10 protein-coding genes are annotated in these 13,311 nt (G+C 69.2%); 7 read left to right on the top strand and 3 right to left on the bottom strand.

Features of this window, described 5'->3' with window-relative positions:
- Positions 1-72: 72 nt before the first annotated feature.
- Positions 73-1,245 (top strand): AI-2E family transporter, encoded by a 1,173-nt coding sequence (locus ACFY12_RS13565; protein WP_390715946.1) that lies wholly within the window; start codon positions 73-75, stop codon positions 1,243-1,245.
- Here the strand turns inward: ACFY12_RS13565 and ACFY12_RS13560 are convergent.
- Positions 1,149-3,335, bottom strand: coding sequence for a SpoIIE family protein phosphatase (locus ACFY12_RS13560; RefSeq protein WP_390715945.1), 2,187 nt, complete (start codon positions 3,333-3,335; stop codon positions 1,149-1,151). The genes ACFY12_RS13565 and ACFY12_RS13560 overlap by 97 nt on opposite strands.
- A gap of 315 nt (positions 3,336-3,650) precedes the next feature.
- On the opposite strand from ACFY12_RS13560, the gene aspS reads away from it, so the two are divergent.
- Positions 3,651-5,438, top strand: coding sequence for an aspartate--tRNA ligase (gene aspS, locus ACFY12_RS13555; protein WP_390715944.1), 1,788 nt, complete (start codon positions 3,651-3,653; stop codon positions 5,436-5,438).
- A gap of 207 nt (positions 5,439-5,645) precedes the next feature.
- Positions 5,646-7,826 carry a hypothetical protein gene (locus tag ACFY12_RS13550; RefSeq protein WP_390715943.1) on the top strand — a complete coding sequence of 727 codons (2,181 nt, stop codon included), beginning with the start codon at positions 5,646-5,648 and terminating at the stop codon, positions 7,824-7,826.
- On the opposite strand, the gene metG is transcribed toward ACFY12_RS13550, so the two are convergent.
- Entirely contained in the window at positions 7,793-9,508 is a 1,716-nt protein-coding gene (gene metG / locus ACFY12_RS13545; protein WP_390715942.1) for a methionine--tRNA ligase, read from the bottom strand. The two genes, ACFY12_RS13550 and metG, sit on opposite strands and share 34 nt — an antisense overlap.
- A gap of 354 nt (positions 9,509-9,862) precedes the next feature.
- Positions 9,863-10,120, bottom strand: a complete 258-nt coding sequence (locus ACFY12_RS13540) for a hypothetical protein (protein WP_390715941.1) — start codon at positions 10,118-10,120, stop codon at positions 9,863-9,865.
- Positions 10,121-10,211: 91 nt separating this feature from the next.
- Between ACFY12_RS13540 and ACFY12_RS13535 the strand changes: the two genes are divergently transcribed.
- The 4 genes from ACFY12_RS13535 (at position 10,212) to ACFY12_RS13520 (ending at position 13,147) form a co-directional block, all read left to right on the top strand.
- Positions 10,212-11,024, top strand: coding sequence for a helix-turn-helix domain-containing protein (locus tag ACFY12_RS13535; RefSeq protein ID WP_390715940.1), 813 nt, complete (start codon positions 10,212-10,214; stop codon positions 11,022-11,024).
- Entirely contained in the window at positions 11,021-11,203 is a 183-nt protein-coding gene (locus tag ACFY12_RS13530; protein WP_390715939.1) for a DUF397 domain-containing protein, read from the top strand. Before ACFY12_RS13535 ends, ACFY12_RS13530 begins: the two co-directional genes overlap by 4 nt.
- Positions 11,204-11,466: 263 nt before the next feature.
- Positions 11,467-12,441, top strand: coding sequence for a hypothetical protein (locus tag ACFY12_RS13525; RefSeq protein ID WP_390715938.1), 975 nt, complete (start codon positions 11,467-11,469; stop codon positions 12,439-12,441).
- A 220-nt stretch (positions 12,442-12,661) separates the two neighbouring features.
- Complete coding sequence (locus tag ACFY12_RS13520; RefSeq protein ID WP_390715937.1) at positions 12,662-13,147, top strand: hypothetical protein; 486 nt, start codon at positions 12,662-12,664, stop codon at positions 13,145-13,147.
- Positions 13,148-13,311: the final 164 nt, after the last annotated feature.

Raw genomic sequence — 13,311 nt, 5'->3', positions numbered from 1 at the left:
TTTCACGTGAAACACCGTTCGGGCCCGTTCCAGGCCCCGCGTGGGGGCAGCTCGCCATGGTGGACTGTCAGGGTGCGAAAAGACTCAGATCAAGACCGCCGTGGTGCGGGCGGTGAACAGCCGCGTCCCGATAAGCCGTTGCTGCCGGTCGAGGCCCGGCGGGCCGCGGCCTGGTGCGGGGTGATGCTGCTGGTCGCGGCCGTACTGGCCATTGCGGTGTGGCTGTGCATCTACCTGAGCGCGGCGGTCACGCCCGTACTGCTGGCATTGCTCGGCAGTGCGCTGCTCGGGCCGCTCTACCGGCAGCTGGTGGCGATGAAGCTCAACCGTTCGCTGGCGGCCGGGCTGACCTGCGCGGTCCTCGTGGTGGTGGTCGGCGGCGCCGGATATATCGTCGTCAGCGCGCTGGTCGACACCGGTGACCAGATCATCAACTCGCTCAAGGACGCGTCCGAGGGCCTTTCCAAGTACTTCGGAATGGCCGGCGCCTCGCTGGACGATCTTGCCACCAACGCCAAGGGGCTGGTCACCAAGTTCGGCAGTACCGCCGCGTCCGGGCTGCTGGCGGGTGTCAGCGTCGTCGGCCAGTTCCTTGCCGCCTCGGTGCTCGCCCTGTTGCTGACGTTCTTCTTCCTGCGGGACTCCGGCAAGGCCGTACGCGCCCTGCACGACTGGGCGCCCGGCAGTTCCGGGCTCCGCCTGGAGCAGATGGCCCGCCGAGGCTTCCAGTCCATCGAAGGCTTTATGCGCGGCACCACTCTCATCGCGCTGATCGACGCCACCCTCATCACCATCGGACTCTTGATCCTCCAGGTGCCGGGCGCCATCGGGCTGGGCGCGCTGGTCTTCGTCGGCGCGTACATCCCCTACCTCGGCGCGTTCATCTCGGGCGCGGTGGCGATCCTGGTGGCGTTCGCGGACCGGGGCTTCGTGATCGCGCTCTGGGCGCTCGGCGTCGTCATGGCGGTGCAGGTACTGGAGGGCCATGTGCTGCAGCCGATCATCCAGAGCCGTACGGTCCAGATGCACCCGGCGACCGTGATGCTGGCGATCACCGCGGGTGCCAGCGTCGGCGGAATCCTCGGCATGCTGCTGTCCGTCCCGCTGACCGCGGCCGCCACCGGCGTGCTGCACGAACTGCGCCAGCACTACGCGGCGGGCTCGGACTCCGCCTCGAACCCGGGGTCCGGCTCCGGACCGGATTCCGGCGACAGCGGTCCGGCCGCGTCCCCCGCGTCCTCGTAAAGCTCGAACCAGGTCGACTTGCCGTCCCCGCGCGGGTCCACGCCCCACGCCCCGGCCAGCAGCTCCAGCAGCACCAGTCCGCGCCCCGAGGACGCCAGTTCGCCGGGGCTGCGGCGGTGCGGCAGCTCATCGCTGCTGTCGGATACATCTACGCGGATCCGCCGGGCGCCCCGCGCGCCGGAGATCTCGGCGACCAGCAGCGCGTCCCCGTCGGTGTGCATCAGCACATTGGTGACCATCTCGGAGACCATCAGCACCGCTGAGTCGACCTGGTCCGGGTCGGCCCAGTCGTGCAGCACATCGCGGATCTGCCGGCGCGCCTCGGCGATCCGCTGCGGCTCGGCCTGCGCGACGGGGAACACGGTGCGCCGTACGGGCTGATGCGCCAGCAGGCCGGCGCCCACCCCGCAGCAGGCGGCGTCACGGCTCAGCAGCAGTACCGCTATGTCGTCCTCGCGGCGGTCCACCAGCGGCCCGGTGGTGTGGTGCGAGGGAGGCCCGTGCACGGCCTGGACCAGGGCGTCGGCGAGCCGCTCCAGCCCCTGGTCGTCCTCATCGGTCTCGTGGGCCTCGATGATGCCGCGCAGCCGGGCCCAGCCGGTCTCCAGGTCGTGGCCGCCGGTCTCGATCAGCCCGTCGGTGCAGACCAGCATCGTCTCGCCGGGTTCCAGGACGATCCGGGTGGTGGGGTAGTCGGCGTCCGGCACGATGCCCAGCGGCAGTCCGCCCGCGGTCTGCCGGACCAGCATGGTGCCGTCCGCCAGCCGGATCGCCGGGTTCGGATGACCGGCCCGGGCGATGTCCAGCAGCCCGGTCGCCGGATCCACCTCGATGTACAGACAGGTCGCGAAGCGCTGGTCCTCGCCATCGCCCCGGAGCTCGGTCTCGTTGATCCCGGCCAGAAAGCGGGAGGCGCGAGAGAGCACCGCATCGGGGTGGTGCCCCTCGGAGGCATAGGCGCGCAGCGCGATCCGTAGCTGCCCCATCAGGCCCGCGGCCCGTACGTCATGCCCCTGGACATCCCCGATGACCAGCGCGATCCGGCCGGACGGCAGCGGAATCATGTCGTACCAGTCGCCGCCGACCTCCAGCCCGCCGCCGGTCGGCACGTAACGCGCCGCAACCGACATCCCCGGGATATCGGGCTGCACCGTCGGCATCATGCTGCGCTGCAACCCCAGCGCCAGCTCCTGCTGCTCCTCCCGCATCCCGGCCCTGGCCAGCGCCTGGGCCAGCATCCGGGCGACGGTGGTCAGCACCGAGCGCTCGTCAGGGGTGAAGGCGACCGGCTCGGCGAACGCCGCCATCCAGGCACCGATCGTCCGGCCCGCGTTGACCAGGGGCAGGAACGCCCAGGAGGTCCGGCCGAAGCGGGCGGCCAGCGGCCAGGTGCCGGGGTAGCGGCGGCTGTAGTCGTCGGGTGTGGGCAGGTAGATCGCCCGGCCGGTACGGATGACCTCGGCGGCCGGGTAGTCGGTGTCCAACGGCATGTTCAGGAAGGGCTTCTCGTCGCCGGGGCGGTGGCCGTGGTGGCCGATCACCGAGACCCGGTCGCCCGCGATCCCGAAGACCGCCAGCCCGTCCGGCATGAAGCCCGGCATGGACAGCCCCGCCGCCACCCGCAGCACCTCGGCCGTGGAGTGCGCCTCGGCCAGCGCCCGGCCCGCGTCCAGCAGGAACGCCTCGCGGGAGCGGCGCCAGTCGCCGGTTATCGGGGTGTGCGCGGCGGATGTGCCGGGCTGTGGTTCGGGTACTTCCTGGAGCGTGCCGACCATCTCGAAGTCGCCGTCGACGATGCGTGGCCGGGAGCGGGAGCGGACGATGCGCTGCACCCGCCCGCGCTCGTCCACGATGCGGAGCCGGGCCTCGGCCACCGTCTCCTCGGCGACCGCGAGCTGCACGACCCCGTTGATCTCGGCGAAGTCGACGGGATGAAAACGGGAGCGTACGGCGGCCTCGCTCAGCTCCACCGGCTCGGCGGGGAGCCCGAGCAGCCGGGCCGCCTCGGAGTCGAGGGTGACCCGTCCCGATGCGTTGTCCCAGTGCCAGAGGCCGGTCGCAAGGGCGGCCAGGAGGTCCTCGGTGCGCATTGCATCACTTTATGGGTGTTTGGCGTGGAGCGACCAGTGAGCGGAACGTGACCATCATCCCAGCCGGAGTCTCGCTTCTCGCGGAGCCCTCCCCTGGCGAAAACACGGAGCCCTCCCCTGGGAAAACGCTGTTGCGTATATGTCAATGAAGGGGCGGGGGCCGGGACGGTAACCTGGAGCGGTTATGTCCTTCCTGGGGTGGCCTTCCGGGTGATCTACGAGGGGACCGACCGGGCGTCCGAGTCCGGGCTCCGATCCCTTCCCTCCCCGCCCGACAACTCCTCACCTCGACACTCGCGACGACTTGGATGAGCGATGCACCGGTACCGGTCCCATAACTGCGGCGAGCTCCGAGCCGCGGACGTCGGCACGGACGTCCGCCTCAGCGGCTGGCTGCACAATCGACGTGACCTGGGCGGCATCCTCTTCATCGATCTGCGCGATCACTACGGCATCACCCAGCTGGTCGCCCGCCCGGGCACCGCGGCCGCCGAGGTGCTGGACAAGCTGACGAAGGAGACGGTCGTCCGCGTCGACGGCAAGGTCGTCTCGCGCGGCGCCGAGAACGTCAACCCGGAGCTGCCGACCGGCGAGATCGAGATCGAGGCGTCCGAGGTCGAGGTCCTGGGCGCGGCTCAGCAGATCCCCTTCACCATCAACGCGGACGACGGCGTCAACGAGGAGAAGCGCCTGGAGTACCGCTTCCTCGACCTGCGCCGTGAGCGCATGCACCGCAACATCATGCTGCGCTCGGCGGTCATCGCCTCCATCCGCCACAAGATGACCACGCTCGGCTTCAACGAGATGGCGACGCCGATCCTCAGCGCCACCTCGCCGGAGGGCGCCCGCGACTTCGTCGTGCCGTCCCGCCTCCACCCGGGCAAGTTCTACGCGCTGCCGCAGGCCCCGCAGCAGTTCAAGCAGCTGCTGATGATCTCGGGCTTCGACCGCTACTTCCAGATCGCCCCGTGCTTCCGTGACGAGGACGCCCGTGCGGACCGTTCGCCGGGCGAGTTCTACCAGCTCGACATCGAGATGTCGTTCGTCGAGCAGGAGGACGTCTTCCAGCCGGTCGAGAAGCTGATGACCGAGCTCTTCGAGGAGTTCGGCGGCGGCCGCCACGTCAGCTCGCCGTTCCCGCGCATCCCGTTCCGCGAGGCGATGCTGAAGTACGGCTCCGACAAGCCGGACCTGCGTGCCCAGCTGGAACTGGTCGACATCACCGATGTCTTCGAGGGCTCGGAGTTCAAGGCCTTCGCGGGCAAGCACGTTCGCGCGCTGCCGGTGCCGGCCGTGCAGGACCAGCCGCGCAAGTTCTTCGACCAGCTCGGCGAGTTCGCCGTCGAGCAGGGCGCCAAGGGCCTGGCCTGGGTGCGCGTCGGCGCCGATGGCGCGCTGACCGGCCCGATCGCCAAGTTCCTCACCGAGGAGAACGTCAAGGTCCTCACCGAGCGCCTCGGTCTCCAGCCCGGCCACGCCGTCTTCTTCGGCGCGGGCGAGTTCGACGAGGTCTCGAAGATCATGGGCGCGGTCCGCGTCGAGGCCGCCAAGCGGGCCGGCCACTTCGAAGAGGGCGTCTTCCGCTTCTGCTGGATCGTCGACTTCCCGATGTACGAGCGGGACGAGGAGACCGGCAAGATCGACTTCTCCCACAACCCCTTCTCCATGCCGCAGGGCGGGATGAAGGACCTGGAGGAGAAGGACCCGCTGGACATCCTGGGCTGGCAGTACGACATCGTCTGCAACGGCGTCGAGCTGTCCTCCGGCGCGATCCGGAACCACGAGCCCGACATCATGATCAAGGCCTTCGAGATCGCGGGCTACGACCGTGACACCGTCGAGGAGCAGTTCGCGGGCATGCTGCGCGCCTTCCGCTTCGGCGCCCCGCCGCACGGCGGCATCGCCCCCGGCGTCGACCGCATCGTCATGCTGCTCGCCGACGAGCCGAACATTCGCGAGACCATCGCGTTCCCGCTGAACGGCAACGCGCAGGACCTGATGATGGGCGCGCCGAGCGAGCTGGAAGCGGCCCGGCTCAAGGAGCTGCACCTGAACATCTACACGGGCCCGGCGAAGCCGACGCCGTACAAGCCGACGAAGTGACGCAGGCGTACGAGCCGGCCAAGTGACGTAGGCGTACTGGCCGGCCAAGTGACGCAGGCGGGCTGCGGCCGGCCTCGGACACGCCCAGGGGCGGTGTTTCACGTGAAACAGTTTCACGTGAAACACCGCCCCTCGGCCGTGCGGCCCACTGCTCCAACCGCACTACACATGTGGCCGTGACCGTTCACCCCACGCACTGTGGTGCCCATGCACCAAGCCAGCCTTCTCCCCGCCAGGTCCGGCCCGGACGCACGGGCCCTGACGACGCCCTCCGCCCCCGTCCGTGACCTGCGATGGCTTGTCGCCCTCGCCGTCGTCTTCACCGCTGCCCAGGTGTACCTCGCCCTCGCCACCCCCGGCCTGGGCTGGGATGAGACGGTGTACGTCAGCCAGGTCGACCCCCATGAGTCGGCCGCGTTCTTCAGCGCTTCGCGCGCCCGCGGCGTCTCCCTCCTCCTCGCCCCGCTCGCCGCCGTGACGACCTCGGCCGTCGCCCTGCACTGCTACCTCGCGGTGCTCTCCGGCGCCGGATTCCTCCTGAGCCTGTGCGTCTGGCGGCGCCTGCTGCCCGCCCCCGTGCCGGCCCTCGGCGGTGCGCTCTTCGCCGGTCTGTGGGTCACGCTCTTCTACGGTTCGCAGGCGATGCCCAACCTGTGGGTCGGCTACGCCGCACTCATCGCCGTCGGCTGCTTTCTGCTGGCCGTACGGCAACCGTCGGCCCAACTGGCCCCCCGCGCCGGCCGGGGCGCGGCGGCCGGCCTCGCCCTTGCGGTGGCCGTGGCCGGTCTGATGCGCCCCGCCGACGCCGTGCTGCTGGCCGTACCGCTCTTCGCCGTGGCGCTGTGCGTACCGGCGTGGCGGCGCTCCACCGTGCTGCTGGCCCTCCCGGTCGGCGTGTTCCTGGGATGCGCCGAGTGGGTCGTGGAGGCGTATCTGTCGTACGGCGGGCTGTCCGCCCGGCTGCGGCAGGCCGCGGAGATCCAGGGAGGTCTGGGCTGGCATCCGTCCTTCGGCGACCACGTCCGGGCACTCCAGGGCAAGACGCTCTGCCGCCCCTGCGATCTGGACTGGCAGTACCCGGTGACAGCGGCGTGGTGGTTCGTGCTGCCCGTGGCGGTGGTCGGCGCGGTCTGGGCAGCGGCGCGCACCAGCGGGCCCGGCGGCCGACGGCGCGGCCTGGGACTGGAGCCCGTACGGCTGGGTGCCCTCGGCGTGGCCCCGGCCCGCCCGCTCGGCCTGGAACCGGTCCAGCCGTTCGGCGTGGACACGGTCCGGCCGCTCGGCTTCGGCTCGGACGGCACGGCGCCGCACGGCCTCAGACCCGCCGACGCACCGGACGGCTACAGCCCACGGCATCACTACGATCCGCGGCATGGCTACGGCCAGCCGCACGGAGCCGGCCCGCTGCTCGGCTACGGCCCCCCGTGGCCCACTCCGCGCATCGGCGACCCCGTCGGCCCCCGCCACCGCTACGGCCCGGCCGCCGCCGTCACCCTCCCCGCCGTGACCGGTCTCTGCCTCGCCGCCCCGTACCTGCTGATGGTGGACTACGCCGCCCCGCGCTTCCTGCTGCCCGCCTACGCCCTGCTGTTGATGCCCGCGGCCTGGTTCCTGCACTGGCTCACGCGCCTGCCGCGCCGCCGCCACGCCTGGGCGGTGGCCGCCCTGGTCGTCGCGCTCCTCGGCCACGAGGCGATGCAGCTGGCCATCCTGAACAAGCTGCAGCGCGGCACCGTACGCGGTCAGAACGACATCGAGCGGATCGCCACCACCCTGCGCACCGCCGGTCTACGGCCACCGTGCACGGTGAGCGGCGAGGAAGCGGTACGGCTGGCGTACCGGATCGGTTGCGCCTCCCGTCAGCCCGACGGCCACGACGCCAGCATCACCCCCGCCGCCCTGACCCGGCTAGGCACCGACCACCCCGCCGCCATCGTCCTCCCCGCTCACGCCAAACCGCCCCACTACGCCCGCGACTGGCACCCGCTCCCCCTCCCGCCCACGCCGGGCCTGCCGCAGCCCCTGAGCGCCTACGTGTCGCCGGGGGCCCGCCCCGCCGTGCACGAGCGCTCACCCGGCCACGCACAAGCGCCCGCCCGGTCCGCGAAGACCGAGCAGGCGCGCGTACACGTAGCGGAAGAAGGGAGACACGCGGCAGAAGAGGGAAAGCACGCAGCGGAAGAGGGACAGCATGTAGCGCAAGAGGGGAAGCACGCAGCGCAAGAGGGAAAGGGCGGGCCTTCCTCCTCCGGGCGCGACTTCCCTCCCGAGCCCACCTTCCCCGCCGAGCCCACCTTCCCTGCCGAGCCCGGCTCTCCTCCCGAGCCCGAATTCCCCGCCGAGCCTGAAGAGCCTTACTCCTCCGAGCCGCCGAACCGCTCCCGGTAGGACTCCAGGTCCTCCTCCGTGATCTTCGCGAAGAGCACCGGCGGCACCGTGAACGGCGTCCCGGCCGGCACCGCGGCCAGCGCCTTCGCCTCATCCTGCGAGACCCACACCGCGGTGTCGTTCTCCAGCGCGAACGCGCTCCGCATCGCCTTCGCCGACGCCGGGATGAACGGCTCGGAGACCACCGCGTACAGGTGGATCAGGTTCATCGCGGTACGCAGCGTCAGCGCCGCCGCGTCCTTGTCGGTCTTGATCTCCAGCCACGGGGCCTTCTCCTCCAGGTAGGAGTTGCCCGCGCTCCACAGCGCACGCAGCGAGGCCGCCGCCTTACGGAACTGCAGGGCCTCCATGTGGCCCTCGTACTCGGCCAGCAGCCCGGCGATCTCCTCGCCCAGCTTCTGCTCCGCGGCCCCCGCCTCGGCGCCCGCCGGCACGTCGTCCCCGAACCGCTTCCGCGAGAACGACAGCACCCGGTTGACGAAGTTCCCCAGCGTGTCCGCCAGGTCCTTGTTCACCGAGGCCGAGAACAGCTCCCAGGTGAAGGAGGTGTCGTCCGACTCCGGGGCGTGCGCCATCAGGAAGTATCGCCAGTAGTCGGCCGGCAGCAGCTCCAGCGCCGCGTCCGTGAAGATCCCGCGCTTCTGCGACGTGGAGAACTTCCCGCCGTAGTAGTTCAGCCAGTTGAAGGCCTTGAGGAAGTCGACCCGCTTCCACGGCTCACGGGTTCCCAGCTGCGTCGCCGGGAACATCACGGAGTGGAACGGCACATTGTCCTTGGCCATGAACTCCGTGTAGCGGACGTCCTCGGCCTCGTACCACCACGACTTCCAGTCGCGGTTCTCCGGGGCGACGTCCGCCCACTCCTTCGTCGCCCCGATGTACTCGATCGGCGCGTCGAACCACACGTAGAAGACCTTGCCCTCGGCCGCCAGCTCCGGCCACACATCGGCCGGCACCGGGACGCCCCAGTCCAGGTCACGGGTGATCGCCCGGTCCTGGAGTCCCTCGGTCAGCCACTTGTGCGCGATGGAGGACGCCAGGACCGGCCACTCCTTGCTGCCGTTCCCCTCCAGCCAGCCCTCGACCTCGTGCTGGAGCTTCGACTGGAGCAGGAACAGGTGCTTGGTCTCCCGCACCTCAAGATCACTGCTGCCGCTGATCGCCGACCGCGCGTCGATCAGGTCGGTCGGGTCCAGCACCCGGGTGCAGTTCTCGCACTGGTCACCGCGCGCCTTGTCGTAGCCGCAGTGCGGGCAGGTACCGACGATGTAGCGGTCCGGCAGGAAGCGTTCATCGGCGTTGGAGTAGACCTGCCGAATGGCTCGCTCCTCGATGAAGCCGTTCTCGTGCAGCTTGCGCGCGAAGTGCTGCGTGAGCTCCACGTTCTCCGGCGACGAGCTCCGCCCGAAGTGATCGAATTCCAGCCCGAAGCCGTCGTAGATCGCCTTCTGCCTGCCGTGCTGCTCACCGCAGAACTCGGCGACCGACTGCCCGGCCTCCTTCGCGGCCAGCTCGGCCGGCGTCCCGTGCTCGTCCGTCGCGCAGATGTAGAGGACGTCGTGCCCCCGCTGCCGCAGGTACCGGGCGTACACATCCGCGGGAAGCATGGACCCCACCATGTTGCCCAGGTGCTTGATCCCGTTGATATACGGAAGGGCGCTGGTGATGAGGTGTCGAGCCATTGCCGGCTGCTCCCAAGTCGCTACGGTGAGTGAGGATTTGCTTTACGGAACGTCAATATCGTACTGGACGGGGTGGGGGCGACGGGTTGGCCATCCAGGCGCGCCACGGCCTCGTGATCACTTCCCTGTAGGTGTGATGCGAGGGGTTCCGTCCGGCATGCCGCAACGTCCAGTCCTGCGCGTCAGCGAATACCTCCCCCACGGGCGAGCCCGCCCCGCACACCGCGCACTGCATCCCGTACGTCACCGGCTCCGCATCCGGCTCAAGATCCGGCCACAGCGTCCACGTCCCGAAAAGGATCACGGTGTGCGCCCGCCGCCCCCTCCTCCCGAGGCTCTCGTTGCTCTCGCCGCTCACACCTTCCACCCGCTCTCCGCATTCATCCGCGTCACATCCGCCCGCAGCGCCTCGGCCCGCGTCGCCCGCCGTACGAGATCCGGAGGGCAGTCCCACTCCCGTCCACCACCCGGCGGCCGCAGCTGTACGGTCCCGCCGTGGCGGTCCATGACCCGCCCGATGCGATCGGTGCGGGTGTCGACGGCGTACGAGCCCGCTGGCGGCGGGGGCTGGTCCGTCAGCGGGGGCTGGTCCGGGGGAATCTCGCTGTTCATGGCATCACGGTCGCGGACGCGCGCCTACTCTGCGAGTGATGAGACGCGTACGCAGCGTGTGTACGTGGTGCGTGGGAGGCGGGACAGGGTCATGGCGAACGAACCTCAACTTCCGGTTCCGTACCGCTACTTCGGCAGCCAGTTCCAGCTGTGGCGCAAGGGCGCGGGCGTCTCCCGCGCGGAGGTGGGCGAGGCCGCCCGCTACTCCGCGTCCACGGTGGAGTCCGTGGAACTCGGGAAGCGCCCGGTACCGCCGAAGCTGGCGGAGGTGGCGGACGAACTCTTCGGGGCGGGCGGAAAGTTGAAGGCCGGGCTGCCGTATCTGGAGAGGGGGAAGTTCCCGGAGCGGTCGCGGGACTTCTTCGAGTTCGAGGCGGATGCGGTCAGCGTGTGGTCGTACCAGCCTCTGCTCGTCCCGGGGCTGTTGCAGACCAAGGCTTACGCTCGGGCGCTGATCGGTAAGTCCACTCCACCGCTGGACAACGAGACCGTTGAGGAGCGGGTGAAGGCGCGCTTGAACCGACAGCTGCTACTCACGCAGACGCCACCAGTGGCTTTCAGCTTCGTACTCTTCGAGCCGGTACTTCGCTGTCCTGTGGGTGGTCCCGACGTGCACCAGAAGCAGCTGCTTCACCTGCTAGAGATCGGGAAGTTGCGCAACGTATCCCTGCAAGTACTCCCGTACGACCGGATCACGCCCGCCGCGCTCAGCGGGCCGATTGTGTTGCTGGAGAATCAGGACCACGAACGCTTCGCCCTGTCGGAGGGGCAGGAGATGAGCCAGTTCACCTCGGATCCGGCCGACGTCAGCTCGCTTACCTTGCGCCATGGCCTGATCCGTACCCAGGCCCTTAGCGTTGAGGAGTCAGCAACTTTCGTCGAACAGATGGTGGAACAGCTATGAGTGCCGAACTCTCCTGGTTCAAGTCCAGCTATAGCGACGACCAGGGAAGTGAGTGCGTCGAGGTGGCCACCTGCCCCGACACCATCCACGTCCGGGACTCGAAGTGCGCAACCGGGCCCCAGCTCGCCTTCTCCGCCCCCGCCTGGACGGGCTTCCTCGTGCTCGCCACGAACCACTGACACGAGCCCCGGCCCCCGAGTCTCAAGTCCCGAGTCCCGAGCCCCAAGCTTTGGTTTGGTTGGGTTCTGGTTTGGTCATCCCCCAACCCCCAACTGGGCTGCTTACCACCGCAGATGACTTTTCGTGACCGGCTTGCCACGGCGCGTTCCGCTCGTCTAGCGTTCGCCGCAGCTACCCACGACAACTAAAACGACCCCGGCCGGTGCGCCAACACCAAAGCCAGGGTCTAACCACCAAGATCCATCTCTCAGCAGGAGATCTCGTGGCTATCGCGCAGCCTATCGCCGCCCTGCCCATCCCCGCACTGCCCGCCCACCCCATGGCCCGACCAGGCTACGGAAAACGGACGGTGGCTGACGACGGCGAACCGGCCCAAAACACCTCCCCCGACGGGCTCTTCGCGCACCTTCCGGCCCGTGAGGCGTACCTCGCCACCCTCATCGACCAGCTGCCCGAAGGCGCCGCGATGAGCATCAAGGTCCTCGCGGACGCGCAGCCGTACTACGGCCAGCAGGCCGTCGCCACCGCCCTGCGCACCCTCTCCACCGCAGGCCACCTACGCCGCGTACGCAGCGCCCCGGCCGCGGGCAACAGGCTCGTCACGCACACGTTCTTCTCCCGTACGCCCCGCCCCGACACCTGGTGGACGACGTACCTCAACAACCAGCCAACGCCCCACCCCACCAAGCCGCGTACAGTCACCCGCCCGACGAACACGCCTGATCCGGGAATCGCCCCTCGCTCCCGTTCTCACACCCACACCCACACCCACACCCGTGCCTACGCCACCCTCGCCGGCATCGGCCACGTGGACGACCGCGTCACGCTCTCCGCATCCGAATGCACGGCCCTCGAAAGCCTGGCTTCCCAGTGGCTGGATCGAGGCGCCACCGAGGACCACCTGGTCCGCTCCCTCACCACCGACCTCCCGGGAGAGATCCACAGCCCAGGCGCCTTCATCCGCACCCGCCTGACCGCCAAACTCCCTCCAGAGCGCAGCCGTGAACCGAAGAAGGCCGCCACTCCACCCCATCGCTGGCTGGTGGAATGCACCCACTGCGGGGCACCCGGCCGCCCCGAAGCTCTTGCCGGCGGCCTCTGCCGCCCTTGCCGCGACGACGCGCCACCGCCACCCACGGGCCCCCTCACCCCAACCGAGATTCACGCCCGAGCCGCGACCCTCCGCGCCGCCGCCGGGCTCCCTGCGCCGCTCGCGGATGCTTCCCGCTCTGCATAGTGGTGGTGCCGGGTGCGATGAGCACCGCGGAAAAATGCTGAGCTGTTGTGCTCGTGCGGGGGCCGGCCGGGGGATAGGCAGGCGGCCTCCTCCGCGAGTGCCGGAACACGTGATCCGCAGGTCTTGACAGTAGCTCCGTTGGCCCCGTCTCGGTAGGCATGTCGAAGCGGATTCCTTCAGGCTTGAAGTACAGAAGAGGTTAGCCCGGGAAGGTCTACCTGTGACGCATCAAGACGTCGAATTCTCTGTAGAAGGCTATGGAGACCACAAGACCGATTTCAAGGAGTTGTTCGACGCTTTGAATTCGGGAATTCAGAATTTGATCTTCGATGAAGTTGTGATTCCAGCAGCTTCAGCGGAGTCCGAGGCGGCGGGCCGGTTCTGTGTGGTCGTGATCCTCGGCCACTCAGACCGTGTCGACACGCCCGGGCGCACTCCTGAGCAGCGTCGCGCCGACGAGTTGACTGTCAGTACAGGCCGTGCCGAGAGCGCCAAAGATTGGCTGTTCGGCCAAATCGCCGAACTCGTGCTGGCGGCAGGCGGAATCGTCCCGGCCGACATCGCCTCCCTGCAGAATGTTTCTTTGCGGACCGCAGCATGTGGCTCCGCCGACCTGAAACACCTCATTCCGTCGGATCCGGCCCAGCGAGCCGAGAACCGTCGAGTGCAGTTCATGGTCTCGACTTTCTCCTCCCCTTCACCGTGAGCCGAGGCACGGTTCGCCGCTGTGTGCCCTTACACCTTCAGTGGCCTGAAGGGTGGACACACCTGCTCCGTTCTGCCACCTGGACAGCTGGCGACACCACGCCGCCCGACCAGCATTCGAACGGCACGTCGCGTCACGTCACGACGGGGCAAAGGTTGTCCGAT

It is taken from the genome of Streptomyces sp. NPDC001339 (assembly GCF_042895955.1).
Classification (GTDB): Bacteria; Actinomycetota; Actinomycetes; order Streptomycetales; family Streptomycetaceae; genus Streptomyces.
The sequence above is the reverse complement of the archived record's forward strand: the minus strand, read 5'-3'. Positions and strand labels throughout refer to the sequence as shown.